Source organism: Paucibacter hankyongi (assembly GCF_037482915.1).
Taxonomy (GTDB): domain Bacteria; phylum Pseudomonadota; class Gammaproteobacteria; order Burkholderiales; family Burkholderiaceae_C; genus Paucibacter_A; species Paucibacter_A hankyongi.
Genome location: NZ_JBBHJX010000002.1, coordinates 494830 through 517020, shown reverse-complemented (window position 1 = coordinate 517020; position 22191 = coordinate 494830). Strand labels below are relative to the sequence as shown.

Annotated in this window: 27 protein-coding genes; 2 read left to right on the top strand and 25 right to left on the bottom strand. The window is 62.5% G+C overall.

Going from position 1 to position 22191, the window contains the following annotated elements; genetic code table 11:
* Window positions 1-10: 10 nt before the first annotated feature.
* The 19 genes from WG899_RS05820 to WG899_RS05730 form a co-directional block, all read right to left on the bottom strand.
* The gene (locus WG899_RS05820; RefSeq protein WP_339594676.1) at window positions 11-757 is read right to left on the bottom strand and encodes a glycosyltransferase family 2 protein; all 747 of its coding nucleotides are present in this window, start codon (window positions 755-757) and stop codon (window positions 11-13) included.
* Window positions 754-2457 carry an ApeI family dehydratase gene (locus WG899_RS05815; RefSeq protein ID WP_339594675.1) on the bottom strand — a complete coding sequence of 568 codons (1704 nt, stop codon included), beginning with the start codon at window positions 2455-2457 and terminating at the stop codon, window positions 754-756. The genes WG899_RS05820 and WG899_RS05815 overlap by 4 nt, the downstream gene beginning before the upstream one ends.
* Complete coding sequence (locus WG899_RS05810) at window positions 2457-3002, bottom strand: COG4648 family protein (RefSeq protein ID WP_339594674.1); 546 nt, start codon at window positions 3000-3002, stop codon at window positions 2457-2459. The genes WG899_RS05815 and WG899_RS05810 overlap by 1 nt, the downstream gene beginning before the upstream one ends.
* Window positions 3003-3305: an acyl carrier protein gene (locus WG899_RS05805; protein ID WP_339594673.1), complete on the bottom strand. Its 303-nt coding sequence runs from the start codon at window positions 3303-3305 to the stop codon at window positions 3003-3005.
* An 89-nt stretch (window positions 3306-3394) separates the two neighbouring features.
* A complete protein-coding gene (locus WG899_RS05800; protein WP_339594672.1) occupies window positions 3395-3667 on the bottom strand; it encodes a phosphopantetheine-binding protein in 273 nt (90 codons plus the stop codon).
* Entirely contained in the window at window positions 3664-4437 is a 774-nt protein-coding gene (locus WG899_RS05795) for a lysophospholipid acyltransferase family protein (RefSeq protein ID WP_339594671.1), read from the bottom strand. The genes WG899_RS05800 and WG899_RS05795 overlap by 4 nt, the downstream gene beginning before the upstream one ends.
* Window positions 4427-5158, bottom strand: coding sequence for a beta-ketoacyl synthase chain length factor (locus WG899_RS05790; RefSeq protein ID WP_339594670.1), 732 nt, complete (start codon window positions 5156-5158; stop codon window positions 4427-4429). The genes WG899_RS05795 and WG899_RS05790 overlap by 11 nt, the downstream gene beginning before the upstream one ends.
* A gap of 127 nt (window positions 5159-5285) precedes the next feature.
* Window positions 5286-5702, bottom strand: coding sequence for a F0F1 ATP synthase subunit epsilon (locus tag WG899_RS05785; protein WP_339594669.1), 417 nt, complete (start codon window positions 5700-5702; stop codon window positions 5286-5288).
* Between the two features lie 77 nt (window positions 5703-5779).
* A complete protein-coding gene (atpD, locus tag WG899_RS05780; RefSeq protein WP_339594668.1) occupies window positions 5780-7198 on the bottom strand; it encodes a F0F1 ATP synthase subunit beta in 1419 nt (472 codons plus the stop codon).
* A gap of 50 nt (window positions 7199-7248) precedes the next feature.
* Window positions 7249-8133 carry a F0F1 ATP synthase subunit gamma gene (gene atpG, locus WG899_RS05775; RefSeq protein ID WP_339594667.1) on the bottom strand — a complete coding sequence of 295 codons (885 nt, stop codon included), beginning with the start codon at window positions 8131-8133 and terminating at the stop codon, window positions 7249-7251.
* A 62-nt stretch (window positions 8134-8195) separates the two neighbouring features.
* A complete protein-coding gene (atpA, locus tag WG899_RS05770) occupies window positions 8196-9749 on the bottom strand; it encodes a F0F1 ATP synthase subunit alpha (protein WP_339594666.1) in 1554 nt (517 codons plus the stop codon).
* A gap of 92 nt (window positions 9750-9841) precedes the next feature.
* Window positions 9842-10375 carry a F0F1 ATP synthase subunit delta gene (locus tag WG899_RS05765; protein ID WP_339594665.1) on the bottom strand — a complete coding sequence of 178 codons (534 nt, stop codon included), beginning with the start codon at window positions 10373-10375 and terminating at the stop codon, window positions 9842-9844.
* 2 nt (window positions 10376-10377) lie between these two features.
* Entirely contained in the window at window positions 10378-10848 is a 471-nt protein-coding gene (locus WG899_RS05760) for a F0F1 ATP synthase subunit B (RefSeq protein WP_263538886.1), read from the bottom strand.
* Window positions 10849-10886: 38 nt separating this feature from the next.
* Entirely contained in the window at window positions 10887-11132 is a 246-nt protein-coding gene (gene atpE, locus WG899_RS05755) for a F0F1 ATP synthase subunit C (protein WP_058721792.1), read from the bottom strand.
* Between the two features lie 78 nt (window positions 11133-11210).
* Window positions 11211-12113 (bottom strand): F0F1 ATP synthase subunit A, encoded by a 903-nt coding sequence (atpB, locus tag WG899_RS05750; protein WP_339594664.1) that lies wholly within the window; start codon window positions 12111-12113, stop codon window positions 11211-11213.
* A gap of 24 nt (window positions 12114-12137) precedes the next feature.
* Window positions 12138-12638 carry an ATP synthase subunit I gene (locus WG899_RS05745; protein WP_339594663.1) on the bottom strand — a complete coding sequence of 167 codons (501 nt, stop codon included), beginning with the start codon at window positions 12636-12638 and terminating at the stop codon, window positions 12138-12140.
* A gap of 195 nt (window positions 12639-12833) precedes the next feature.
* The gene (locus WG899_RS05740) at window positions 12834-13754 is read right to left on the bottom strand and encodes an SMP-30/gluconolactonase/LRE family protein (protein WP_339594662.1); all 921 of its coding nucleotides are present in this window, start codon (window positions 13752-13754) and stop codon (window positions 12834-12836) included.
* 73 nt (window positions 13755-13827) lie between these two features.
* The gene (locus WG899_RS05735) at window positions 13828-14322 is read right to left on the bottom strand and encodes a GNAT family N-acetyltransferase (RefSeq protein ID WP_339594661.1); all 495 of its coding nucleotides are present in this window, start codon (window positions 14320-14322) and stop codon (window positions 13828-13830) included.
* Window positions 14323-14366: 44 nt separating this feature from the next.
* Window positions 14367-15056 carry a cytochrome b/b6 domain-containing protein gene (locus tag WG899_RS05730; RefSeq protein WP_339594660.1) on the bottom strand — a complete coding sequence of 230 codons (690 nt, stop codon included), beginning with the start codon at window positions 15054-15056 and terminating at the stop codon, window positions 14367-14369.
* Window positions 15057-15225: 169 nt separating this feature from the next.
* Between WG899_RS05730 and WG899_RS05725 the strand changes: the two genes are divergently transcribed.
* Window positions 15226-15687 carry a c-type cytochrome gene (locus tag WG899_RS05725; RefSeq protein ID WP_339594659.1) on the top strand — a complete coding sequence of 154 codons (462 nt, stop codon included), beginning with the start codon at window positions 15226-15228 and terminating at the stop codon, window positions 15685-15687.
* 67 nt (window positions 15688-15754) lie between these two features.
* Here the strand turns inward: WG899_RS05725 and WG899_RS05720 are convergent, their stop codons facing one another.
* The 6 genes from WG899_RS05720 to WG899_RS05695 form a co-directional block, all read right to left on the bottom strand.
* Window positions 15755-16378, bottom strand: coding sequence for a glutathione S-transferase family protein (locus WG899_RS05720; protein ID WP_339594658.1), 624 nt, complete (start codon window positions 16376-16378; stop codon window positions 15755-15757).
* Between the two features lie 70 nt (window positions 16379-16448).
* Window positions 16449-17108, bottom strand: a complete 660-nt coding sequence (locus WG899_RS05715) for a VOC family protein (protein WP_339594657.1) — start codon at window positions 17106-17108, stop codon at window positions 16449-16451.
* Window positions 17105-17956: a PhzF family phenazine biosynthesis protein gene (locus WG899_RS05710; RefSeq protein WP_339594719.1), complete on the bottom strand. Its 852-nt coding sequence runs from the start codon at window positions 17954-17956 to the stop codon at window positions 17105-17107. The genes WG899_RS05715 and WG899_RS05710 overlap by 4 nt, the downstream gene beginning before the upstream one ends.
* A 2-nt stretch (window positions 17957-17958) precedes the next feature.
* Window positions 17959-19167 (bottom strand): aminotransferase-like domain-containing protein, encoded by a 1209-nt coding sequence (locus WG899_RS05705; protein WP_339594656.1) that lies wholly within the window; start codon window positions 19165-19167, stop codon window positions 17959-17961.
* A 47-nt stretch (window positions 19168-19214) separates the two neighbouring features.
* Entirely contained in the window at window positions 19215-19925 is a 711-nt protein-coding gene (locus WG899_RS05700) for an aspartate/glutamate racemase family protein (protein ID WP_339594655.1), read from the bottom strand.
* 22 nt (window positions 19926-19947) lie between these two features.
* Entirely contained in the window at window positions 19948-20562 is a 615-nt protein-coding gene (locus WG899_RS05695; protein ID WP_339594654.1) for a LysE family translocator, read from the bottom strand.
* A 171-nt stretch (window positions 20563-20733) separates the two neighbouring features.
* Between WG899_RS05695 and WG899_RS05690 the strand changes: the two genes are divergently transcribed.
* A complete protein-coding gene (locus WG899_RS05690; RefSeq protein ID WP_339594653.1) occupies window positions 20734-22173 on the top strand; it encodes an aminotransferase-like domain-containing protein in 1440 nt (479 codons plus the stop codon).
* Window positions 22174-22191: the final 18 nt, after the last annotated feature.

Here is a 22191-nt window from a genome sequence, read left to right as displayed (position 1 = left end):
TGCGGCCCCGTCATTTGGCGAAACGCCGCCACAAGAGCAGCGGCAGGCGCGGCAACATGCCGAAGAACAGGCGCGTGTGCATCCAGGAGATCAAGACGTTGTCATGCAGCGCACGGAAGTGCGAGATGCCGTCGCTGGGGTAGCTGACGCGGGTCGGCTGGTTGATGACCGGCACGCCGCGCCAGATCAGTCGCACCGCGATCTCGACATCAAAGTCCATGCGCCGGCCGATCTGGACCCGCTCGATCAAGGCGACCGTCGGCGCCAGCGGATAGACGCGGAAGCCGCACATTGAGTCGCGCAGCGTCGTCGACAAGGTGTTGATCCAGACCCAGATATGGGTGGCGTAGCGGCCGTACAAACGTGCCTTCGGCACCGAAGCATCGTAGACCGGGCAACCGCAGATGAAGTGCTGCGGGTGAGCCTCGGAGAGCGCCAAGAAGCGCGGCACATCGGCGGTGTCATGCTGACCGTCGGCGTCGATCTGCAGCGCGTGGCTGTAGCCTAATGCCAAAGCTCGACGCAATCCGGCCATCATCGCCCCGCCCTTGCCCTGGTTGACGGCCAGGCGTTCAACGCTGATCTGCGCCGGCTCGGCAGCGGCCAACTGGTCGAGCACGGCGGCACAGCCGGGCTCGCTGCCATCGTCGACCAAGAGCACCGGCAGTCCATGGGCGCGCAGCGCGTGCACCACCGCACCCACCGCCTCGCCATGGTTGTAGACCGGCACCACCGCCAGGGTTTTGTGCGGACTCATGCGGCCGGCCCGAACAGCACCCGACCGCTGGCGTGGACGCCGCGTGAGGAGCTGTATTTGAAGCTCAGCTGGCCTTGCTCGGGCTTGAAGCTCAGCGTCAAGGTGAGCGCCAGACCGGGCGTGATGACCTGCTGGAACTTGAGTCCTTCAAGCGCGCAGAAGCGCGGCGGCAGCGCGAACAGTTCGCGCCCGAAGCGTATTGCCCAGTCGACCTGGGCCACGCCGGGCAAGACCGGGTGACCGGGAAAATGGCCGTCGAACTGCGGCAACCCAGCCTCGGCGATCAGACTCAGTTCCGCCTCGGTGGCGCTGGCGCTGCGCACGCGCAGCTGCGGGCGACGCGGGTCAAACAAGGCCAGCAGATCGGCTTGCGTGCTCTTGCCCTGGCTATTGCTCGGCAGGGCCGAGACAAAACGCCAGCGCCGCGGCGCCGACACCGGCTCCAAGCTTTGCAGCAGCAGGCTGCGCAGTCGGTCGCCGAAGGCTTTGCGGCCGACTTGCTCCAACAAGGCCCACCCGGACTCGTTCGGCACCGCCACCACGGCGAGTTGCAATCGGCCATGCTGGGTATTGGAGGGCAGGCTCAACACGCGCAGCTCGCTCAAGCAGCCGCTGGCCAGCAAGGCGGCCTCGACGGCAGCCACCGAGACGCGCTTCTCCTCGATCTTCAACAAGCGGTCGGCACGGCCAAGCAATTCAAAGCTGTCGCCGAGATCGCGGGCGCGGTCAGCCGCGGCGCTCCAGTCCAGGCTGGGCAAATGGGGCGAGGAGATCTGCAGCAGCTCATCGACAACGCGCCACTGCACGCCGGGCAAGGCGGTCCAGGCCGCGGTCCGTCCCGGCTCGCGTTGGCGCCAGGCGATGCCGCCGGTTTCACTGCTGCCATAGACCTCGACTGGTGCCTGACCGAAGGCGCGCAGGCAGTCAGGCAAGGCCTCGTCGGGCAGCGGCCCGCCGGACGAAAACACCGCGCGCAAGGCCCTCAAATCGACCTGCGGCAGACGCTTCAGATGCGCTGGGCTGGCAATCAACAAGGCCTGGCGGCCGGCGCTGAGCGCCGCGACTACGTCTTCGACGAAGGCATAACGCTCGACATGGATGGCACGACCCGCGGCCAAGGGCCACAAGATGCGGAACAGCAGGCCGTAGATATGTTGGTGCGAGACGGTGGCCAAAACCTCGGCAGTGGCCAGTCGGTCACCAAAGGCCTGCTCGAGCGCGCTGACCTCGGCGAACAGCTGACTGAGTCGCTTTTCGATCGCCACCGGTTCGGCGGTCGAGCCGGAGGTGAAGATCTGCAGTTGCACGGCCGCTGGGTCGAGCGGCTGCCATGGCGGCTCGGCCAGGCCCTCGTCACCGTCTTCCGGTTCGGGCTGACGCAGTTCAGCGCCGGCAAACTCTCCGGCCAAGGCATCGACTCGCTGGCGCAACTGCGCGGCGGTGGCGGGCAGCTTGTCACCGGGCAAATAGGCGATCTTGCCGGCATGCCAAAGCGCAAACAGGGCGGCGGCGAACTCAAAGCTGTCGTCCAGATAAAGGCCGATACGGTGGCCCGACTGGCGCTCAAACAGGCGATACCAAGCCGCCGCGCGGCACTTGAAAAGGCCCCATGTGAGCGCTTGGCCCTGACGCAAAGCCAGGACTTCGGCGGGATCGCGGGCCTCGCACAACAAGGCGTTCAACGGATGCAGCGGCAACATCAGGACACCTTGCCCGCTTGTTTCAGCACATGCTGGCGCCACAACCATTCGCCGCCCAACAAGAGGCCGATCAGCCCATAGCTGAGCAAGCCGTTGTAGAGCGCCCAAACGGCATCACTGGCCCACAGGCCGGTGGCCAAGGCCACGCTGCCATTGAAGACAAAGAACACACACCAGACCTGGGTGACGCGCCGGGTGTAGGCGACACCGCGCGCGTCGAGATCGGGCTCGCGCAGGCGAGCCAAGCGCTCGATGGCCGAGGGGGGATTGAAAAGGCTGGCGCCAAACACCAGCAAAAGCACGGTATTCACCAGCACAGGATAGAGCTTCAGCGGCATAGCCGTGTTGGCGAACGCGGTCACGCCAGCCAGCAGCATGGCCGCGCCCGCGGCCCAGCGCCAGAAACGGTCAGGACTGCCGAGCGCGCGCAGCAGAGCCAAGCCGGCCAACAGCAAGGCCAGCCAGCGTGGTTCGAATCGACCCAGGCCGAAATAGACCAACAGCGGATAGGCCGCGGTCAACAGGCCCACCAACAGGGCGCGCATTCAGCTCAAGGCGGGGCGCTGCTCGGGGTTCGCCTGACCGTCCTGGCCCTCTGCGCCAGTGCCCTTGATCAGGCCTTGCAAGGCATCGATCACATCTTGCAGGGTTCGCACGGCCTTGAAGGCTTCGGGTTGCAGGCGCTTGCCGACCAAGGGACGCAGCTTCACGATCAGGTCAACGGCGTCGATGCTGTCGATGTCGAGGTCTTCGTAAAGTCGGGCTTGTGGCCGAATGGCCGCGTCGTCGATGTCGAAGGTCTCGATCAGGATGGCCCGCAGGCGCTCAAAAATTTCTTGGTCAGTCATGTCTCAATACTCCCGGTCACGCGCTTCGGCGTCACCGTGTTGCTGGCGATTGCCCACTGTTGGCGGGCGCTCGTCGTGGGGCTTGCTGCTTATTTGCTGCGCTTGTCGGCGACAAATTGCGCCAAGGCACGGATGCTGCCGAAATGCTTGCGAGTCTGCTCCGAATCGGCCGACATGCTGACGCCATAGCGTTGTTGTAGGGCCAAGCCCAATTCCAGCGCGTCAATCGAATCAAGCCCCAGGCCCTCGACAAACAGGGCCTGCTCGGGGTCGATGGACTCCGGGGTCAGGTCTTCGAGGTTCAGGCTGCTGATCAGAAGCTGTTTGATCTCCTGTTCGAGATCGAGTGCGACAGTGTTCATGTTGTAGGTCCCTGATGCGAAAAATACGCCAGCAAATGCGCGGTCAAGCGGCGAGCCGCCAGACCAGGCTCTTGCTGGGCTGAATCTAAAAATGGCTGGATCTGGATGTCTTCGCCCACACTGATCGTGAAGTGCAAAGCCCGATCGGCAACGCGCCACCAGGCTTGGCCCTTGGTCAATCCGGGCGGAGAACAATGGATACGGATCGGCGTGACAGCTCGCTCGGCCCGGATCGCGATCTGCGCCGCTCCCCGCTGCATTTTCAAGGCTTGGCCGGGTCGACTGCGCGTACCTTCCGGAAAAATTATCAGATTAGCGCCTTGGCCAAGGCTGTCCATACAGGATTGCAGCAATTCCGGACCTTCGTTATTGCGCACATAGGCGCAGGCGCGCACCGGGCCGAAGGTGAATGGGTTGTTGGCCAGGCCGGCGCGCACGACGCAGTCGGCATTGCGAATCAGCGAGATCAGGAACACCACATCGATCAGGCTGGGGTGATTGGCCAGGATCAGCAGCCCCGGCCGCTGCAGGCGCTCCAGATGCTCGAATTGATAGCTGATCAGGCCCAAGCGCCGCATCAGGGCGATGAAGGCCGCAAACACATGGCTGACCACGGTGCGCGCATGGCGGCTGCGGCGGGTCTGATTGCGCTGAAAAAGCAGCAGCAAGGGGAAATAGAGCAAGCCCAGCAGCAAGCCGCCCACACCAAAGGCAGCGAAGGCCAAAGCCGTGGCGGCAATCCGGCGCCCGCGCTGCAGGCTAGCCGGCATGGCGGGTCCAGAGCCAAGGACCGTGGCGCAGTTCTGCTTGTTCGCCGAGCAAAAAGGCCAGCGTACGCAGATCGCTGGGCAAGCTGTCGGCTGGCGCCGCAGCATCGCCCGGCATGACACCCGTCAGGCTGAGGGCGGCGGGCGTTGACGCATCAGCGGGCCGCAGCAAGCAAGCCCAAGCATGGCTGAATAGCAATTCACCGACAGGGCGAAACTGCGCATAAGCATCGGGCAAGGGTGCGTCAAAGCTGACCAGCAAAACGGCCTCGGCACCATCGGCCAGCAGCCCCTGAGCTTCGGCGAAGCCGGCCTCGGCGGAGTGTTCGCCGGCACTGACGGCCAGATAGTTGGATCGGTCTTGGCGCGCAATCGAATAGAGCGCGCCAATGGCGTTGTGAACGGACAGGCTGAAGGCCGTGGGCGACAGCGGTTGAGCCAGCGCCAGTTGCTCCAACATGCCGACGGAGCGAGCCAATTCGCCCCAGCGCGAGCTGAACACCAAGGGGCAAGGCGCCTGCGGTTGCACCGCATAAGCGCTTTGCAAGGCGGCACGACCGAGTGGGTCGATGCGCCGGCGCATCATCGCGGGCATGGCCGACAAGTCTGCCTGCTGATCGCCGACCGGTTGATGCGGCGCCGCGAACCATTCACGCCATTCGGACTGCGTCTCGAGGCCGGGGGCCCAGGCAGCCCAATCTTCGATCCAGAAACGTGCAGGCATGGTGGCTTCGCGGGCTTCCGAAAACGGCTCCGCCGCGACTAGTCGCGGCGGATATTCGAGAGTCCAATTCCAGTCTACTGAAAGGGTTCTACTCGCTTGACAAGGGCTTGATCAAGCCTGCGCCAGCTCAGTTCTTGCGGAACTTGCGCAGCGCAGCGATCTGGGCGGCCATTGCAGCGAACTCGCCTTGCGCCTTGGCAAAGTCGATATCGCTCTTGGCGTTCTTCATCGCTTCTTCGGCCAGTGCGCGGGCTTCCAGAGCCTTGGCTTCGTCCAGGTCCTTGCCGCGGATCGCGGTGTCGGCCAGCACGGTCACCTTGCCTGGTTGCACTTCCAGCAAGCCGCCAGCCACGAAGACGAATTCTTCTTGGCCGTTGTCGGCGCGCTGAATGCGCACCGCGCCGGGCTTGATGCGGGTGATCAGCGGCGTGTGATTGGGCAAGATGCCCAGCTCACCGCCTTCACCCGGCAGCGCAACAAACTTGGCCTCGCCGGAGAAGATTTGCTCTTCGGCGGAAACCACATCGACGTGGAGGGTTGCCATCTTTAATCTTCCTTAGCGTTGTGCGTAGAGAACTGTGCGAGAAACGGGGAGAGGCGTTGCCGCCCTCCCCGGCTTCATCAGCCCAGTTTCTTTGCCTTTTCGAACGCTTCGTCGATGGTGCCGACCATGTAGAAGGCCTGCTCAGGCAGGTGGTCGCATTCGCCAGCAACAATCATCTTGAAGCCGCGGATGGTTTCCTTCAAAGGCACGTACTTACCAGGCGAGCCAGTGAACACTTCGGCCACGTGGAAAGGCTGCGACAGGAAACGCTGGATCTTACGAGCGCGGCTCACGGCCAGCTTGTCTTCAGGCGACAGCTCGTCCATACCCAGAATCGCGATGATGTCGCGCAGTTCCTTGTAGCGCTGCAGCACTTGCTGAACGCCACGGGCGGTCAGGTAGTGCTCTTCGCCGATCACGTTGGGGTCCAGCTGACGCGAGGTCGAGTCCAGCGGGTCCACAGCGGGGTAGATACCCAGCGAAGCGATGTCACGCGACAACACCACGGTGGAGTCCAAGTGAGCAAAGGTCGTCGCAGGCGAGGGGTCGGTCAAGTCATCCGCTGGCACGTAAACGGCCTGGATGGAAGTGATCGAACCGACCTTGGTCGAAGTGATCCGCTCTTGCAAGCGGCCCATTTCTTCGGCCAGCGTAGGCTGGTAACCCACGGCGGAAGGCATACGACCCAGCAGCGCGGACACTTCGGTACCGGCCAAGGTGTAGCGGTAGATGTTGTCCACGAAGAACAGCACGTCACGGCCTTCGTCACGGAACGATTCCGCAATGGTCAGACCGGTCAGGGCCACGCGCAGACGGTTGCCTGGAGGCTCGTTCATCTGGCCGTAAACCATGGCGACCTTGGAGTCTTCGAGCTTCTCGAGGTTCACGACGCCCGAATCGGCCATCTCGTGATAGAAGTCGTTACCCTCACGAGTACGCTCACCCACACCAGCGAACACCGACAGACCGCTGTGGGCCTTGGCAATGTTGTTGATGAGTTCCATCATGTTCACGGTCTTGCCCACGCCGGCGCCACCGAACAGACCCACCTTGCCGCCCTTGGCGAACGGGCAGATCAAGTCGATCACCTTGATGCCGGTTTCCAGCAGCTCTTGCGAGGGGCTCAGCTCGTCGTAAGCGGGAGCCGCGCGGTGGATCGACGCGATTTGCGTCTGAGCCACAGGGCCACGCTCATCGATGGGCGCGCCGAGCACGTCCATGATGCGGCCCAGGGTCGCCTTGCCCACGGGAACTTGGATGTTCTCGCCGGTGTTGAACACTTGGGTGCCGCGGCGCAGGCCGTCCGACGAACCCAGCGCAATGGTACGCACCACGCCGTCGCCCAGCTGCTGCTGAACTTCCAGTGTCAGGGTGCTACCTTCCATCTTCAGCGCGTCATAGACCTTCGGCATTTGGTCACGCGGGAATTCCACGTCCACCACGGCGCCGATGCACTGAACGATCTTGCCAACTGCGTTGGTTTGAATGCTAGACATTTCGATTCCTTCAATCTGTATTCGTTGCGTCTGGTTTGGCTGGCGGTCGATCAACCGACCGCGGCCGCGCCACTGACAATCTCGCTCAATTCCTTGGTAATGGCGGCCTGACGGGTCTTGTTGTAGACCAGCTTCAGCTCACCAATCAAGGTGCCGGCGTTGTCGGTTGCGGCCTTCATCGCCACCATGCGCGCCGATTGCTCGGACGCCATGTTTTCAGCCACCGACTGGTAGACCAGTGCTTCGGTGTAACGCACCAGCAGCTCATCGATCACCGTGGCCGCATCGGGTTCGTACAGATAGTCCCAAGCGTGAGCTAGAGCGCCATCGGCCCCTGCGGTCTTCATGCCTTCGGTCGACAGCGGCAACAACTGCATCACCACCGGCTCTTGCCGCATCGTGTTGATGAACTTGGTGTAGCAGAGGTAGACCGCCGACAGCTTGCCTTCGGCATACGCGTCCAGCAAAACCTTCACCGGGCCGATCATCTTTTCGATGTGAGGCTGATCACCCATTTGCGTGACCTGCGAGACCACTTTGGCGCCGATGCGGTTCATGAAGCCCAGGCCCTTGTTGCCGATGGCAACGACCTCGGCCTTTTGGCCGGCAGCTTCGAGTTCCTTCAGCTTGGCCGTCGTCGCACGCAAGAGATTGGTGTTCAGACCACCGCACAGACCCTTGTCGGTCGTCACGACCACGAAACCAGCCGCCTTGGCGCCTTCGTTCGTGCTCAGAAACGCATGCCGATACTCGGGGTTGGCCTTGGCGAGATTGGCGGCGATATTGCCGATCTTCTCGCAGTAAGGACGAGCCGCGCGCATCCGCTCCTGCGCCTTGCGCATCTTGGAAGCGGCGACCATTTCCATGGCCTTGGTGATCTTCTTGGTGTTCTCAACCGACTTGATCTTGCCGCGAATTTCCTTGCTTGATGCCATGATTTCTCCTGTTCAGATGGGGCGGTTCAGCGCAGAGTGCTTGGTCCGCCCCGTCATGGGCATTAAGCGAAGGACTTCTTGAAGGAAGTGATCGCAGCGTTCAACTCGGCTTCGGCATCCTTGTCCATCGCCTTGTCGGCTTCCAGCTTGGCCAGCAGTGCGGCGTGGCTGGTCTTCAGGAACTGATGCAGGCCGTGTTCGAAAGCCAGAACCTTCTTCACGTCCAGGCTGTCCATGAAGCCCTTGTTCACCGCGTACAGCGTCGCGCCCATCAGGCTGATCGGCAGCGGCGAGTACTGAGCTTGCTTGAGCAGTTCAGTCACGCGGGCACCACGGTCCAGCTGCTTGCGGGTGGACTCGTCCAGATCGGAAGCGAACTGCGCGAAGGCAGCCAGTTCACGGTACTGGGCCAAGTCGGTACGGATACCGCCGGACAGGGACTTGATCAGCTTGGTCTGAGCAGCACCACCCACGCGAGACACCGAGATACCGGCGTTGATCGCGGGACGGATACCGGCGTTGAACAGCGAGGTTTCCAAGAAGATCTGACCGTCGGTAATCGAAATCACGTTGGTCGGAACGAAGGCGGAAACGTCACCGGCTTGGGTTTCAATGATGGGCAGCGCGGTCAAAGAACCGGTCTTGCCCTTCACTTCGCCCTTGGTGAATGCTTCGACATAGTCGGCGTTCACGCGAGCAGCACGCTCCAGCAGACGGCTGTGGAGATAGAACACGTCGCCAGGGTAGGCTTCACGGCCTGGAGGACGACGCAGCAGCAGCGAAACCTGACGGTAAGCCACGGCTTGCTTGGACAGATCGTCATAAACGATCAGCGCGTCTTGACCGCGGTCGCGGAAGTACTCGCCCATCGTGCAGCCCGAGTAGGCCGAGACGTACTGCATCGCAGCAGATTCAGAAGCCGAGGCCGCCACGACGATGGTGTACTCCATCGCGCCGTTGGCTTCCAGAGCGCGCACCACGTTCTTGATCGACGAAGCCTTCTGGCCGATCGCAACGTAGATACAGGTCATGTTCTGACCCTTCTGGCTGATGATGGCGTCGATCGCGACAGCCGTCTTGCCAGTCTGGCGGTCACCAATGATCAGCTCGCGCTGACCACGGCCCACCGGCACCATGGAGTCAATCGACTTCAGGCCGGTTTGCATCGGCTGATCCACCGACTTACGGGCGATCACGCCGGGAGCGACCTTTTCGATCACGTCCGTCATCTTGGCGTTGATCGGGCCCTTGCCGTCGATCGGCTGACCCAGAGCGTTGACCACGCGGCCAACCAGCTCAGGGCCGACCGGCACTTCCAGAATGCGGCCCGTGCACTTGACGGTGTCGCCTTCGGAGATGTGCTCGTAGGCACCCAGAATCACGGAACCGACCGAGTCGCGTTCCAAGTTCAGGGCCAGACCGAAAGTCTGTGTGCCATCGGCGGCAGCTGGGAATTCCAGCATTTCGCCTTGCATCACATCGGACAGGCCGTGGATGCGAACGATACCGTCAGACACAGACACCACGGTGCCTTGGTTGCGGACGTCCGTCGAAGTGCCAAGGCCTTCAATGCGGCTCTTGATCAGTTCGGAAATTTCAGCAGGATTCAAATTCATTGCTATGGCTCCCATCTGGCCCGCCGTCTTTTTGCAAAGCGATTGACACAGGGATGAACGGATAGGGTGGCGTCGCGCTCGGGCCTGAAAAATCAGGCCGTGAGCGCCACTTTCATGCGTTCCAGACGGTACTTGACCGAGGTGTCCAACACCTCATCGCCAACCACCGCCCGAATGCCGCCAATCAGCGAAGGTTCCAGCACGACTTGCGCTTCGAGCTTGCGAGCAAAACGCTTCTCCAGCGCCGCCTTGACGTCAGCCAACTGGGCCGCGTCGATGGGGAAGGCGCTGTAAATCAAAGCGTCGGCAACGCCGGCTGCAGCATTGGCCAAGGCATGGTATTGCTCCACCACCGCAGGCAAGGCGCTCAGGCGCCCATTGGCGATGACGGTGCGCAGGAAGTTCTGCACGCCTTCAGCCAACTCGACCTTGGCAGTCTGTGTCGTGACGACATAGATCTGCTCAGGCGTTGCTTTGGGGTGATCGGCAAACTGGCGCAGCTCAGGCGCCGCGGCCACTTGGGCCAGGGCGTCGAGTTGCAGGCCCCAAGCCTTGACGTCGTGCTGACGCGCTACTTGATAGAGCGCTTCAGCGTACGGACGGGCAATGGTTGCGAGCTCGGCCATGCTTACAGCTCCGTCTTCAGGCGGTTCAGCAATTCGGCGTGCACGCTGGCGTTAACCTCGCGCTGCAGAATTTGCTCGGCACCCTTGACGGCCAAGGCGGCGACTTGCTCGCGCAAGACTTCGCGGGCACGCATGGACTGCTGTTCGGCTTCGGCTTGCGCGTCAGCAACGATCTTGGCAGCCTTTTCTTCGGCTTGACCAGCGGCAGCGGCCACGATCGCAGCGGCGCGCTTTTCAGCGTCGGCCAGCAGCTTGGTGGTTTCGCCACGGGTCAGCGCCAATTGCTCGTCAACCTTCTTGTTGGCGTTGGCCAACTCGGCCTTGGCCTTGTCGGCCGCAGCCAGACCGTCGGCGATCTTGGCGGCGCGCTCGTCCAGGGCCTTCATCATTGGAGGCCAGATGAAGCGCATGGTGAACCAAACAAGGATCGCAAAAACGATCGCTTGCAGGAACAGTGTTGCGTTGATATTCACAGAGCTATCCTTTCAACTGTGAAAGGTTGGCGCATCAATTAGATGGCGAAAGGCTTGGCGAATGCGAACAGCAGAGCAATAGCAACGCCGATCAGGAACGCAGCGTCGATCAGACCAGCCAAGATGAACATCTTGGTTTGCAGTTCGTTCATCAGCTCAGGCTGGCGAGCCGAAGACTCCAGGAACTTGCCGCCCATCAAAGCGATACCGATCGAAGCGCCCAGAGCGCCCAGACCAACGATGAGACCGCAAGCCAGCGCGACGAGACCGAGGATGTTTTCCATGATTTGCTCCTGAAGGAAAGGTAAGAAAGAAAAAGAAAAAACGAACTAGAGAGAAAGAACCGAAGCTCGGGTACTCGATCAGTGTTGATCGTGCGCCTGGCCGGTGTAGATCAAGGTCAGCATCATGAAGATGAAGGCCTGCAAGGTGATGATCAGGATGTGGAACAGGGTCCACACCGTACCAGCCACCAAATGGCCCAGACCCAGCCAGAAGCCACCCGACAACGGGTTCAACTCCCAGGCCCAGACGCCACCCATCAGCGCGATCAGCATGAAGACCAGCTCACCCGCAAACATATTGCCGAACAACCGCATGCCGTGCGAGACGGTCTTGGCAGCAAATTCAATCAGCTGCATCAGGAAGTTGATCGGGTACAAGAACCATTTGTCGCCGAACGGAGCTGCCAGCAGCTCGTGCGTCCAGCCGCCCATGCCCTTGATCTTGATGCTGTAGAAGAAGCACATGATCAAGACGCTGGTCGACAGACCCAAGGTGGTCGACAAGTCAGCGGTCGGCACGACACGCATATAAGCGTGGTGCGGATCGTGGCCCATCGAACCGTAAACCTTGGCCCACAAAGCGGGCAGCAGATCGACCGGCAGCATGTCCATGAAGTTCATCAGGAAGATCCAGACGAACACGGTCAGCGCCAGAGGAGAGATGACCTTGCGGCTGGTGGCGTTGTGAATCACGCCCTTGGCCTGGTTCTCGACCATTTCAGCCAAGATTTCAACGGCTGCCTGGAAGCGACCCGGCACGCCGGAGGTTGCCTTGCGCGCAGCGCGCCACAGGAAGAAGCAGCCGATCAAACCCAAGATCACCGAGTAAATCAGTGAGTCCAGGTTGAACAAGCTGAAATCAACGATGGAGGTCTGTTTGACCATCTCACCCTTGAAATTCATCTGCATATGCTGCAGGTGGTGCTGGATGTACTCGCCCGCGTTGGGTGCGTGTTCCTGTCCGTGTCCTTCGGCTGCCATCGTCAGTTTCCGTCCGCGTATTTACTAAACTTTTCGAGCCCGGCCCTGCCAAAGCAGCGCCAGCCAATTAACCTTCAAGCACCCGACCAAAGCCGCCAACAAGGCCAGCCAACTCAAATCAGGCACCCCAACCGCAGTCACTGCCAAGATGGCAATGGCCGTCATGATCTTGATCAGCTCCCAGAACATAAAACCCAGCACCGCAGCACCAGGAATCCCTCTGAAGAGCCCGGTCATACCCCACGCCATCAAGGCATTGGGCAAAACCACCGCAGCCGCCCCACACAGAGCTGACCACGCCGTCTTGCTTTGCCCGGTGAACAGCCACCCCAACAGGGCGACCAACACCCCCACCACAGCCTGCATCGCAACAATTCGCCAGGGCGAAATCGGCGGATGCTTGGCCGACAAGGCCTGCGCTTCTTCTCGCGTCAGGGCCTTGAAAGGCAGCTCTTCAACCTCATCATTCCAATCAAGGTCGTTTCGAGCAACTTTGGAAGCTCCATTGCGCTCGTGCGAACTCATGTCGGTCTGATGGATGTCGGCAAAACCCAAAGATTATATGTGTAAACCCGTAGCGCCTCGACAAGACCCTTGTTGAGGCCAGACAACGCCTAGCCGGCAGGACGGCTTGTCAGCCCCCATGACTTCTGGCATGAGCCGTCCGGCGCAACCCAGGCAAGGGCGGCGCAGCCCCATGAATAGGGCATGCGGCTCGCTTTAGAGGCGCAAAAGATTGGCCGGCAAACCGGGCACTTCGACCCGCAGCCGCAATACGCAGCCCGCCCAAGGCTGCGCCGCCAACTCTTCGGCCGAACGGCCGGCGCGAGCGGTAGTGATGTAGAGCGTGCGCAGATCGGCATCACCGAAGGTCGGCATGGTCGGGCAGCGCACCGGCAGGCGCAATTCCTGTAGAACCTGGCCCTCGGGCGACAGACGCAGCAGACGCTGGCCTTCGAACATGGCCACCCAGTAGCAGCCTTCGGCATCCACCGCTGCGCCATCGGGCCGTCCACCATAAGCCTCCAAGGCCTGACCGGCGGCACGCGGTGAGAAGCTGGCAAACAACTGACGCTCGCCCAAGCTGCCGCTGGCAGCATCAAAACTGAAACGATAGATTTCGTGCGCCTTGGTGTCAGACCAATAAAGCGTGCGCTGGTCTGGGCTCCAGGCCAAACCGTTGGAGGTGACGATGTCCTTGGCCATCAGTTGGAACTCACCGCCCGCATAACGGTACAGACCAGCGTCAGGCAAGCGTGCGTCATCAATGGTGCCGACCCAGAGTCGCCCTTGCCCATCGGGCTTGCCATCATTGAAACGCTGCCGGCCTTCGTCATAGGGAGCGGCTGCCAGCTGTTGATGCGAGCCGTCTTGCGGATTCAAGCGCCACAAGCCATTGCGCTGGGACACGGCCAGACCACCGCCGTCAATCAGCGCGATGCAACCCGGCTCGCTGTCAAGCTGCCACGGCCGCAGCTCGCCGCTGGCGGGATGCAGGCGCAAGACCTGACGCTCAGGGATGTCCACATAGTAGAGCGCTTGCTCCTGCGCATGCCAAAGCGGCGACTCACCCAAGGAGGCGGCCTGGGAGCCGGCGGGCTCGATGCGGTACAGCGTGTCTGGGGTGTCGGTGTGGCTCATGACGTGCAGTGGATTCAGGGACGTGCCGCCATGCTATGCCGGTAACCGCCTGAAACTCTCGCCATCAGCTGAATTAAGCCAGATCAACTTTCAAATAGTGGGCGCCCGGAATCGGGTTGAAGTAGTAAGGCGGCACGGCCTCAAAGCCCAGACTCTCGTAGAGGCCGCGTGCGGCCTCCATATCGTCCAAGGTGTCCAGCAGCATGGCCGAATAACCCGCTTGTACCGCGGCGTCGATCAAGCCTTGCGCCAAGATGCGCCCGATACCAAAGCGACGAAATGCCGGGCGCACGTACAGACGCTTCATCTCGCAGGCATTGGCGTAATCCACGTCCGGCAAGGCCCTGAAGCCTACGCAGCCCGCCACTTGCCCATCCACCAGCGCCAGCAAGAGCAAGCCGCCGGGCGCCTCGTATTGGCCGGGCAAGGTTTGCAACTCGGCCTCAAAGTCCTGAAAGCACAGGTCTATGTTCAAGCTCCCCGCATAGTCGCGCAGGATCTGTCGGGTCGCCTCCCACAATTCGGGGCTGTCGGGGGCTATCAGTTGGATGTCGGGGCTGCTGTTCATTCAATCACGGCGAATCAGGCTTCAGTGTACTCAGCACTTGGCGTTCAGGCCGGGGCCAGGTTGATCAAGAGATAAACACCGGCCACACAAGCGATCAGCAGGGTCAGCGCAAACAAGCGTGTACCCCAGGAGTCTTGGCTGGCGGGTATGACCACAGACAAACGCTTGTCGCCGCTGAACATCGGCCCCAACAAGTCTTTGCGATGCCGCAGGCGGTAAAAAACAATCGCCACGATATGCAGAGCCACCAGGGCCAGCAATCCCCATTGGCCATAACTCTTGTGATACGAGGTCCAGGCCAAGCTGATCTCGCCCGAAACAAAGCCGATCAAGGGTCCGGTGGTGGCGATTTCGTCATCGGCAATCAAACCCGAGGCCACCTGGGCCAGCAACCAAGCCAACATGGCCAGCACCGAGAAAGCACCCAGCGGGTTGTGACCAACATCGAAGTGGTCATCTGGCAAGGCCCGACCCCGCAGATAGCGCAGCAGCGCGGCCGGGGAGTAGAAAAAGCTGCTGAAGCGCGACCAACGACCGCCCACCAGCCCCCAGAGAATGCGAAAGCCGACCAGAGCCAATACGCCATAACCCAAGCGCATATGCCAGACCATGGCATTGCCGCCCACTTTGGCGCTGACCACGGCCCCGAGGACGCAGACGACCAAGGCCCAATGGAACACCCGGGTCGGCAGATCCCAAACCCGGACGGTCTTCAATTGCCCCTGTTGACTCATACCTGATGCTCCTTTGCCATGGCAGCGACGATAGCGCATGCAGCAATGGCTGCAAAGTTCATCACTCTTGCCTACACTGCGCCCAGCAAGCCCTGGATAGAGGCCTGCCAAAACCTGCTCTCGCCCAGCCCCAAGCTCGGCCAGCCTCCCATTGATGAAGGATGCCCGCATGAAGATGAAGTCTGTTCTGATCGCCTTGGCCAGTGTGGCCGGACTCTGCTGCGCCCTGCCGGCCAGCGCGCAATTCCAGAAACCCGAAGACGCCGTCAAATACCGCAAGGCGGCCTTCACCGTGATGGCCACTCACTTCAGCCGCATTGGCGCCATGGCCCAAGGCAAGGTCCCATTTGACGGCGCCGCCGCTGCGGCGAATGCCGAAGTCGTGACCGAACTCTCCAAGTTGCCCTTTGCCGGTTTTGTCGACGGAACCAGCGGCACCGAAAAAGGCTCACCCAAGGCCAGCGTTTGGAGCGAGCGCGCCAAGTTCGATGAAGGCGCCCGCGCCCTTCAAAGCGAGGCCGCCAAATTGGCTGTCGCCGCCAAAGCCAACAACCTGGATACGCTCAAGGTCGCGTTCGGCAACACCGCCAAGACTTGCAAGTCCTGCCACGACAGCTTCCGCAACGACTGATCGTTCGCCCGAGCCTCTTTGGCTTCAGGAAGGGCTACCCGCGGGCAGCCTTTTTTCTGAGCTGTTGTCAGACGAAATTGAGCGCGTATTGCGCAAAGCCGGGACGTTGCGCCAGCCGCTCGCAATAGGCCTCGATCTCGGGCCAATGCGGCCGCTCGGGCAAGGGCGCCATGCGCCAGCGCTGCACCGACACGCCCAGCACCACGTCGGCCAGCGTGAACTGCTCGCCACACACAAAGGCCCCGGTCTTGGCGAGCGCCTGGGCCAAGATGCCCACATGCCGATTCCAACCCGCCACGCCAGCGGCCAGCAAGTCCGGATCCTGATGTGCGGGGCTTTGCCTGACCAAGCTCATGAAGGCATAGCGCCAGGAGTTGTTGAACTCACCGGCCTGCCAATCCATCCACTGCTCGACCAAGGCGCGCTCCTGCGGAGCGGCCGGTAGCAGATCAAAGCGCTGCTCTCGGGCCGCCAGGTATCGACAAATGCTGTTCGACTCCCACAGCACAAAGTCCCCATCGACCAGCACCGGCACCATGGCGTTCGGATTGAGCGCACGGAAGGCCGCCGTCTCGGTGGACGAAAAACCCGAGCCCCAGTCCTCGCGCTCGAACTCAAGGCCCAGTTCGCCACAGGTCCACAAGACCTTGCGCACATTGATCGAAGAAGCCTTACCGAGAATTTTCAACATATCTGCATCCGCAACAAAAACCGAGCACTCGGACGCACGCACCTGCGCGCCCGTTCATCCCCGGGACAACTCAAACCAGCATTTCCAAGTCCAAATTCAGCGGGCCGCGCGGCGTTTGCAGGCCGCAACGCAGTCCAGCGGGGCCCGCCTTGACCGCGATGCCCGGCAACAAGGCCGGCTGGGGCAGACTAGGCTCAAAACTGTTCAGCGTGACGCCACTCGGCGGCAGTCCATCCGCCGGATGCACATCGCCCCACTCAATCAACAAGGGCAAGGCGCCGCCCAGCAAGCGCTGACCATCGGCTCTGACGGCAATGCGCCAGCGCAACTCGCCGGCCGGCGTCTGGCGCGACGCCGCCAGGGCCTCGCCACCCTCGATGCCCCGAGCGCGCCAATCTGCCAGACGGGCATCAAGGCTCTCGCCCTCAACCCTGGCCACCCAGTGGATCAGCCCCGGGCCTTGGCTGCGCAAGCGCGCTTGCAGCGCCGGTGAATCGAGATCGAACCAACGGCTGCGACCGGGCGACGGCGCCTGCGGGTCGATAGCGATGATTTCCAAGTAGCAGCGCGCAAAGCCTGGAGCGCTCAGATTCAGCAGCCGGTTGTGTGTGCTCATCAACACATGTTGGCCACCACCGGCCGGCTTGACACCCAAGACCGCCTCGCACCAGGCTTCACCTTCGGCCAGGCTGGTGGCACCAATCACCAGGTGATCGAGCTGTACGCTCAAAGACGCACCTCGCCGCTGATCAGGGGCGTCACGTCGCCACCGATCCAGACATCGGCGCCATCGCGCTGCACCTGGATACGGCCGGCGCGGCCCAACTTCTTGCCCTGTGCGGCCACATAGCTGTCGCCCGCATGGCCCGCCTCCATCATCCACAAGGCCAGCCCGGCATTCAGGCTTCCAGTGACGGGATCTTCGGGCACACCCATACCAGGCACAAAGGCGCGCACCTCAAACTGCTGTTTGGCGCCACTCGGATAGGCGCCAATCACGCCCAGCTCTATGCCCGCCATGGCATTGAAATCCGGCGTTAGCGCCAACACCGCCTCGGCGCTCTTCAGGCGCGCGGCAATCCAGGGCGGGCCGTTGTCCACCCACACCACATCCAGCACCTCTTCGGCCGGCAAGCAGAGCGAGCGCAACACCTGGGCATGCAGCTCGGCCGAGACCGGGCCGCCGCGCCGCAGCGGCGGCGCCGCGAAGGCCAAGCGCTCCTTGCCGCTGCGCTCGAGCACCCGCTTGATCCGCACCAGCCCGATGCCACATTGCTGCACCAACTCGCCCTTGCGCTTGGGCACGCCGCCAGCCGCCAGCCAGCAATGCGCCGAACCCAAGGTCGGATGGCCGGCAAAGGGCAACTCGCCGCCCGGCGTGAAGATGCGCACCCGGTAGTCGGCCGCAGCATCGGTGGGCGGCAGCAGAAAGGTGGTTTCGCTCAGATTGGTCCAGCGCGCAAAGCTGGCCATGGCCGCATCGCTCAGCCCTTCCGCATCAATCACCACCGCCAAGGGGTTGCCCAGCAAGGGCATGGCGGTGAACACATCAACTTGGGCAAAACGGCGCGCCTGCAAGCTCATGGCGTCGGTTCCGCCCCGTCATTCAAGGCCTCGCGCAAGACGCGCCCGAGAATCGCCACGCCTTCCGAGATTTGCGGCGGCGTCAAGGTCACGAAGGACAAACGCATGGTGCGCGGGTCGGGCGTGTGCGCGTAAAAAGCGGCGCCGGGCACGAAAGCGATGCCAGCGTCGACCGCCTTCGGCAACAGCTCCATCGCATTCAGTCCCTCAGGCAGACGGATCCAGAAGAACATGCCGCCCTGCGGCATCTGCCATTCGCAGCCCTCGGGCAGATGCTGTTTCAAGCCCTCGGCCATGGCGTCACGGTTGGCCTTGTAGAGCGCCCGAATCTTCGGGATGTGCTGGTCCAAAAAGCCATTGCGCACCACCTCGTAAACCACGCGCTGGTTGAAGCCCGGGGTGTGCAAGTCGGCGGCCTGTTTGGCCTGCAGCAGCTTGGGGTAGAGCTCGTTGGGAGCGATCATGAAGCCCAGCCGGAAGCCCGGCGTCAACACCTTGCTGAACGAGCCCAGATAGATCGAACCCTCGGGCCACAAAGAGCTCAATGAAGGCAGCGGCGGCTCGTCAAACCACAGATCGCCATAGGGGTTGTCTTCAACGATCGGCACGCCGGCCTGCTGCGCGGCGGCTATGGCGGCTTGGCGACGAGCCAGGGGCATCACGCGACCGGTCGGGTTTTGGTAATTGGGCAGCAGATAGGCGAAGCGGGTGCCGGGCGCATCATGAGGCAGGCGAGCAATGGCCGCCGGGTCCACACCTTGCTCATCGCTGGCGAGGCTGGTGAAGATCGGCTCATACGGCGTAAAAGCTTGCAAGGCGCCCAGGTAAGTGGGCGTCTCCACCGCCACCGGCGCACCGGCGTCACACAAGATCTTGCCGACCAGATCCAGGCCCTGCTGCGAGCCGCTGGTGATCAGCACCTGCTGCGGCGACACCGTCATGCCCAGCGAGGCCGCGCGGTCGGCCACCCATTCGCGCAGCGGCGCAAAGCCTTCGCTGGCCGCGTATTGCAGGGCTTCCTTGGCGTTATCGCTGAGGACGCGGTCACAGGCCGCCTTCAACTCATCCACCGGGAAGGTGTCGGAGGAAGGCAGACCGCCGGCCATCGACAAAATGCCGGGCTTCTCGGTGACCTTGAGGATTTCTCGGATGATCGATGGGTTCATCCGAGCGGCACGGCGCGCTTGGGTCCAAACTGAGCTCATAGTCTTTGTCTCGCTTAATGTGGGCGGCGAATTTACGTTTTCACCGGCTAGACATCGGTTGTACCACCGAGCATCCACTCCACCGCGGCGCGCGCCTGCAAGGCGGTGCTGTCGAACAGTGGCAAGGCGGCGGGCATATCCGGGTCCAGCAACAGGCAGATTTCGGTGCACCCAAGGATGACCGCCTCGGCGCCGGCCGCGGCCAGATCCTGCACGGTCTGCAGGTAAAACGCCCGTGAGGCCGGCGAAATTTGCCCGCGACACAGCTCCTCAAAAATCACCCGGTGCACCTCCAGCCGCTGCACCGGCGGCGGCGTCAGCAGCTCGATGCCATGCCGATCACGCATACGGCCACGGTAAAAATCTTCTTCCATCGTGTAGCGGGTGGCCAACAAGCCGACCCGCGTGTGGCCGGCCGCCTTCAGGGCCTCGGCCGTGGCATCGACGATATGAATCAAGGGCAATGCGCTCAGTTGCTCAACCTCATCGGCGACCTTGTGCATGGTGTTGGTGGCGATCAACAAGGCCTGGGCCCCCGCGGACTTCAAGCCCCGGCCTGCCGTGCCCAGCAAGTGGGCGGCGCCAGCCCAGTCACCGGCCCGCTGCAAGGCCTCGATCTCGGCAAAGTTGACGCTGCGCAGCAGCAGATCGGCGCTGTGCAGGCCACCCAGCCGCTCCGCCACCTGGCGATTCAAGAGCTTGTACAGCTGCGCCGAGGACTCCCAGCTCATGCCACCCAAAATTCCCAATGTACGCATGGAGCTTCCTATCGTTTGCGTTTCAGACATTCAACATGGGCCAGATGCTGGCCAACAAGAGCAGGGCCGTGGCGGTATTGAAATACCGCCGCCGGGCCGGGTCAGCCAAGACCCGACTCAAGCGCGCGCCCGCCCAGGCCCACAGCCCTACACAGGGCATGTTCACCAGCGCACAGACCAGCGCCAGAGCCAACAACTCCCACCCGCCGGCATCGGGGCGCAAGAAACCGGCCACCGCGCCGATGGCAATCAACCACGCCTTGGGGTTGACCCACTGAAAGGCCGCGGCACCCCAAAAGCCCATCAGGCTTGGCGCAGCTTGAACCGCTGCGCCACCCTCGGCCTGCGGCGCACCGGCGCGCCAAAGTTGCCAGGCCAGCCAGACCATATAGGCCAGCCCAGACGCCTTCAAGGCCAGATAGAGCTGCGGCCATTGCGCCAGCAGCGCCCCCAGGCCCAAGCCGGCGGCCAGAAAGAGCAACATCAGGCCCGAGCTGATGCCGACCACATGCGGCAGCGTGGCCTTGAAACCATGGTTGACCCCGGACGCCAACAACATCATGTTGTTGGGCCCCGGGGTGATCGAGGTGACCAGCGCAAAGCCGGTCACGGCGAGCAGGGTTTGCAGATCCATCATGGGCTGATCCAATCGAGGTGGACTTTGGCGGCGCGCCGGTTCAGCGCGTGAATTCAGTATGCCCGCCAACACCAATACAGATGCAATACACTTTGGCAATCATGAATAGCTTCTGTATTGGCCGCACAAGCAATACAAATTGAAGCAGCCGCAACACAGGGAGCGAATCCGATGCAGCTTTCTCGCGACTCCAGCGTGCCCCTGGCGCAGCAATTGGCCCAACGTTTTGCCGAGCGCATTCAGCAGCGTTTGATCTTGCCTGGCGCCAAGCTGCTGTCGGTGCGCGAATGCGCGCGCCAGTACGGTGTCAGCACCTTCACCGTGGTGGCCGCCTATGACCAGTTGCTGGCCGGCGGCCTGCTGGAGGCGCGCAAGCAGCGCGGCTTCTTCGTGCGTGACTCGGCGCACCGTGCCTCAAGCAGCGGCCACCCGGCCAAGAACACGGCAAAAGCCTCGGCCGCCCAGAGCCAGCAACAGCCTGCGCCGGTCGACGCCACCGCGCTGCTGCGCGGCATGTTCCAGGCCGACCCACGCACCTCGCCGGGCCTGGGCACGCTGCCGGCCGAATGGCTAGACGCAGCCATGCTGCAAGCCAGTATGCGGCGCGTGCTCAGCGCCAGCGAGGCCGCCAGCGACCAACTCTTTTTGCACTACGGTGAGCCGGCCGGAGACGCCCGCTTGCGCAGCGCGCTCAGCCAAAGATTGGCCGACTTGAGCATCGCCTGCCCCCCCGAGAACATCGTCAGCACGGTGGGCGCCACCCACGCGCTGGACCTGATCACGCGCTGCTTTTTGCGGCCCGGCGACACGGTGTTGGTGGACGACCCGGGCTGGGCGATCGAATATGCGCGCCTGACCCAGGCTGGCATGCGCCTGGCCCCGGTGCCGCGCGGCGCCGACGGCCCCGATCTGGGCGTGATGGCCCAGCTGATCGAGCAGCATCGCCCGCGCATGTATGTGACCGTCTCGGTGCTGCACAACCCGACCGGCCATACCTTGAACTTGGCCCAAGCCCACCAGATCCTGAAGCTGGCCGAGGCGGGCGACTTTCTGGTGGTGGAAGACGACACCTACGCCTTTTTGGCCCCCAACCACGCGCCACGGCTGTCTGCTCTCGACGGGCTGCGGCGCAGCATCTATGTGTCGGGCTTCTCAAAAATCCTCAGCCCGGCCTGGCGCGTCGGCTATCTGGCGGCCAGCCCCGAGCGGATTCAAGCACTGACCAATCTGAAACTGATCAGCGCCCTCACCACCAGCCCCTTGAATGAACGGGCGGTGGCCCTGTGTCTGGAGCAGGGGCAGTTGCGGCGCCATGCCGAGCGGGTGCAAGCACGGCTCGACACCGCCCGCCAACGCACACTGCGCTTGGCCGAGGCGGCCGGCTGCCGTTTTGTCACGCCGCCGCAGGGCTTGTTTGGCTGGATCGATGTCGGCGTCGACACCGAACGCCTGGCCATGAGCATGCTGGACGCGGGGTGGATGACGGCCCCCGGCATGCTGTTCAGCGCCACGCGCTGCCCGGGTACGCTGATGCGCATCAACTTCAGCACCTCGCAAAACCCAGCCTTCTGGCGTCAGTTGCAGCAGCTGCGAGAGCGGCAAATGGCTTGACTCCTGGGCCCTCAAGCC